Annotated in this window: 5 protein-coding genes and 1 pseudogene; 2 read left to right on the plus strand and 4 right to left on the minus strand. The window is 70.9% G+C overall.

Annotated features, from left to right (window positions below; all coding sequences use genetic code 11):
* Positions 1 to 753: RNA-guided endonuclease InsQ/TnpB family protein (locus tag ACNAW0_RS30010; protein ID WP_416291411.1), on the minus strand; the 753-nt coding region annotated here is incomplete at its 3' end.
* 12 nt (positions 754 to 765) lie between these two features.
* Here ACNAW0_RS30010 and tnpA point away from each other — a divergent pair.
* Positions 766 to 1,183, plus strand: a pseudogene (gene tnpA / locus ACNAW0_RS30015) (IS200/IS605 family transposase).
* Between the two features lie 38 nt (positions 1,184 to 1,221).
* Here the strand turns inward: tnpA and ACNAW0_RS30020 are convergent.
* Both ACNAW0_RS30020 and ACNAW0_RS30025 read right to left on the minus strand, forming a co-directional pair.
* Positions 1,222 to 1,362, minus strand: coding sequence for a hypothetical protein (locus ACNAW0_RS30020; RefSeq protein WP_416291412.1), 141 nt, complete (start codon positions 1,360 to 1,362; stop codon positions 1,222 to 1,224).
* Positions 1,359 to 2,036, minus strand: coding sequence for an MFS transporter (locus ACNAW0_RS30025; protein ID WP_416291413.1), 678 nt, complete (start codon positions 2,034 to 2,036; stop codon positions 1,359 to 1,361). The genes ACNAW0_RS30020 and ACNAW0_RS30025 overlap by 4 nt, the downstream gene beginning before the upstream one ends.
* A 110-nt stretch (positions 2,037 to 2,146) precedes the next feature.
* On the opposite strand from ACNAW0_RS30025, the gene ACNAW0_RS30030 reads away from it, so the two are divergent.
* On the plus strand, positions 2,147 to 2,668 hold the full coding sequence (locus ACNAW0_RS30030) for a pyridoxamine 5'-phosphate oxidase family protein (RefSeq protein WP_416291414.1): 522 nt from the start codon (positions 2,147 to 2,149) through the stop codon (positions 2,666 to 2,668).
* Positions 2,669 to 2,687: 19 nt separating this feature from the next.
* Here the strand turns inward: ACNAW0_RS30030 and ACNAW0_RS30035 are convergent, their stop codons facing one another.
* A complete protein-coding gene (locus ACNAW0_RS30035) occupies positions 2,688 to 3,650 on the minus strand; it encodes an ArsR/SmtB family transcription factor (RefSeq protein ID WP_416291415.1) in 963 nt (320 codons plus the stop codon).
* Positions 3,651 to 3,723 lie beyond the last annotated feature (73 nt).

The following is a 3,723-nucleotide window of genomic DNA, read 5'->3' on the forward strand; positions in this document are numbered from 1 at the left end:
GGCACGGATCTTGCGGGCGCGATTCGAGGTCTTCGTGCCGTGTTTGCGGCGGGCGGTCTCCTGCCGGCCGGCCTTCGACTTCAGCCTGGCCAACTCCCGCTCCTGACCCGGTGAGGTGAAGGCGCGGTTCCACATCCGCCCATCGGACATCGCCACGGCGACCTTGACGCCACGGTCGACGCCCACGACGGTGGCAGGTTGGGCGTGCGCCTCGGGCGTCTTGACGTCGATGTGGACGCCGAAACCGACGTGCCAGGCAACACCGTCGAAGGACACCACCGCGTTACGGACCGCGCCGCCCAACGGACGGGACCAGCGGAACCTGACCTCGCCGATCTTCGGCAGGCGGACCACGCCCCACCGGCGGCTGACCCGCCGCACGGCAATCGCCTGACCCGGAAACGGAACCGACAACCGCCCCGACCTGCGCTTGCGCGTCGGCGCTCCGGCAGGATGGTGCGGATCCCACCAGTTGCGGTACGCCTGCTCGATCTGCCGCAGTACCTGCTGCCCGGACTGCGCCGGCAGGTCAGCCACCCAGTCGAAATCCTTACGCGCCTCCGTCAGGTGGGCACACTGCGCCGTCACCCCAAGAGTGACCTTGCGCTGCTGCCACGCGAACTGGCGCTGCTCCAAAGCGGTGTTATACAGCCAGCGGCACGTGTGCCCCCACGAGGCCAGGCGCTGCGCCTGGTCCTCGGTGGGGTACAGCCGGTACCGCCGGCCCGTGTCCGCCTTCACGTTCCACATCATACACTTGGTTTCATGGCTGACGTGTACCCGATTCGTGCTGGTAGACACTGTGCTTTCCTGCTTCACGTCCACTTGGTTTTCGTCACGAAGTACCGGGCAAGGGCCTTCACCGACGAGCACTTGCGCTACCTGGAGGGGGTGATGCGGGAGGTGTGCGAGCAGTTCGAGTGCGAGCTGGTCGAGTTCAACGGCGAAGACAACCACGTCCACCTGCTGGTGAACTTCCCGCCCAAGGTGGCACTGTCCAAGCTGGTCAACTCCCTCAAAGGGCGTGTCCTCCCGGTACCTGCGCCGCGACTTCCCCGAGGTTCGCCGCTACTTCTGGCGCGGCGCCCGCCTGTGGTCCGGGTCCTACTTCGCCGGCTCCGTCGGCGGGGCGCCCCTGACCGTCCTACGCCAGTACATCGAGCAGCAGAACCAGCCGGCTTAGACCACGCTCGGGCCTTGACGGCCCTCCCACGCGAGCCTTCACCCCCGCCCTGATGTGGAGCACTGGCCCGCATCTCGGTAGACGACCGAGCCGAGGCCCAGCCGCTGGGCGGCCAGCAGCACCAGCACCGCCAGCTCGGCGGTGAGGGTGACGTTCAGCAGTCCGATCAGCAGGGTCATGGTGCGCAGCAGCCGCTGCGACAGCAGCCAGCGGAACCCTCGGCGACCTCCGCGCGCACCGAGCGGCGCCCGCCCGGCTCCGGCGAGCCACGGTACGTCCCGGCGACCAGGCCGACCAGCACGGCGCTCAGCGCGTACGTGCCGGCGTTGACGCCGAACGGGATCGCGGCGGCCACCACGAAGAGGAACCCGCCGAGCGGTCCGGCGACCATGTTCTGCATGACTTGGGTGCCGCCGCCGAGCCAGCCGTTGGCCCGTTCCAGGCGGGACCGGGACACCACCGCCGGCACGACCGCCTGGGCGGCGCTGCGGAACACCACCTCGCCAGCGTTGACCACGAAGAGCACCGCGTACAGCAGCGGAATCCCGGCCCGATCGGTGACCATCGCGGCGGCCAGCACCACCAGGACGGCGACCCGCACCCAGTCGATGATCACCATCAGCCGACGCCGGTCGACCCGGTCCACGAGGACCCCGCCCGGCAGCGAGAACAGCAACCACGGCAGCCACGCCACCCCGGTACCCGCCGACACGATCAGCGGATCGTCGGTCCGCGACGCGACGTACAGGGGCGCGGCCACCGTGGCCATCCCGCTACCCAACGCCGACATGGTGCTGGCCGCCCAGAGCCGCGCGAAGCGCCCGCCCAGCCGATCCCCCTCGATCCTGATCACGGCCAGCGAACCTACCAGCGGTGGCGGTTTCCTCCGACCCGGTTACGGCGCTTGCCGGCGTCGGCGGGGACCAAGACCGAACAATGGCCGGCCGGATGGGAGGATCGCGCATGCCCGTCACGAATCCCTGGCTCGCTGGCCCCTCCCCCATCGCCCGCCTCGACCGCGACCGTCTCGAGGAGCGGATCCTCAACCTGCTGTCGTCGCAGAACATGTGCGTCCTGGCCACCACCGGCCCGGACGGGCCGCTCGCCACCCCGGTCCGCTACTTCCACCTCGACTTCACCCTGATGTTCACCGCCGTGGCGGCCTCGCCGAAGATGCGCAACATAGCCGCCGATCCCCGCGTGTCCATCGGAATCTTCGCTCCGCTGGTCGGGCAGGCCAGCAGCCGCGGCGCGCAGGTCTTCGGCCGGGCCCGGGTGCTCCGGCCGGGCGACCCGGACTTCGACCACCACTGGCCGGCGTACCGCTGGCAGTCCGACCACGTGGAGCGGTCCCGGCCGCTGGACGAGCCGCCGGCCGGGCCGCTGGTCCTGGTGCCGGCCGAACGGATCGTCTACACCGAACACTGGCTACGCCGCGAGGGGTACGCACCCCGCCAGTTCTGGCGAGCCGCCGAACCCAGGTGACCTCGGGGTCGACCGACCGTCACCCGGCACGGCAGGCGCCCACCAGGGCGGCGCCCAGGGCGGTGCGCCAGTAGAGCACCTCCCGGCCAGACCGGCGCTTGGTCGCGGCGCCCGCGTCCAGCAGCACCCGCAGGTGGTCGCTGACCGTGCCGAGGGACAGGCCGGTGAGGGCCACCAGGTGCGAGGTGCTCAACGGAGTGTCCAGCCGGGCCAGGATGGCCGCACGGTTCGCGCCGATCAACCGCTCCAGCCCGTCCGGCGCCACCGCCCCGCCGTCGGCCAGCACCCCGCTCGCCGCGTAGACCATGCCGAACCGGGTGGGCCGATCCCACACCACCCAGCCCCGGGCGCAGTGCGCCGGGACGAAGACGAGTTGCTCGGCCTTGTCGAGGGGCAGCGGCGGAGCCGGGTAGTCGTTGACCTGGAGGCAGCCGTCACCCAGCCACCGCACGTTGCGGTTGAGATCGGCGAAGACGCCTGCCCAGCCGTACGCACTCAGCCGCGCGGTACGGGCCACGATGTCGGCGCGCAGCCGACGTTCCCGCTCCGGCCACTCGGGCTGGACCGTGCGCGTCCAGACCCAGTCCAGCAGGCTCACCACCTGGTCGGTCAGTCCGTCGCCCAACAGCACCTCGGCCAGCGGCCCGGGCCGGGTCGCCCGCAGGTCGGCCCGGATCTGCTCGTCACCGCGCTGCGCCACGTCCGCCAGTTCCTCGGCGAACGTCGGATTCGCCGCCTCGGGAGCGAGGGTGAGGAAGTCGGCCGTCCACCGTGGCTGGAACGACGCCGCCAGGAGTGCCCGCACCACCGGCCGGTCGGCCACCATTCGCTGGTACGCCTCGGCGTACGGCCGCCGCCAGGCCCGCTGCCATGGCCTACGCGGATCGTTCAGCGCCCGCAAGGCAGCGACCGTGTCGGTCATCGGGGAGACCGTGAACCGGCTCCGCGCGAGCAGGTCCGCCGGCACCTGCCAGACACCCATGTTTCGCCTCCAGACGTAACTTTAGGGGCCCGACGCGCCCGCCCGAAGGATCGTCGGCGTGAGGACGTACTCA

This window comes from Micromonospora sp. SL1-18, assembly GCF_047921505.1.
GTDB lineage: Bacteria > Actinomycetota > Actinomycetes > Mycobacteriales > Micromonosporaceae > Micromonospora.

What these genes read in the sequence shown, in the direction of transcription:
- ACNAW0_RS30020 (WP_416291412.1), bottom strand. Translation starts at nt 1,362, where the DNA reads ATGACCCTGCTGATCGGACTGCTGAACGTCACCCTCACCGCCGAGCTG.
- ACNAW0_RS30030 (WP_416291414.1), top strand. Translation starts at nt 2,147, where the DNA reads ATGCCCGTCACGAATCCCTGGCTCGCTGGCCCCTCCCCCATCGCCCGC.
- ACNAW0_RS30035 (WP_416291415.1), bottom strand. Translation starts at nt 3,650, where the DNA reads ATGGGTGTCTGGCAGGTGCCGGCGGACCTGCTCGCGCGGAGCCGGTTC.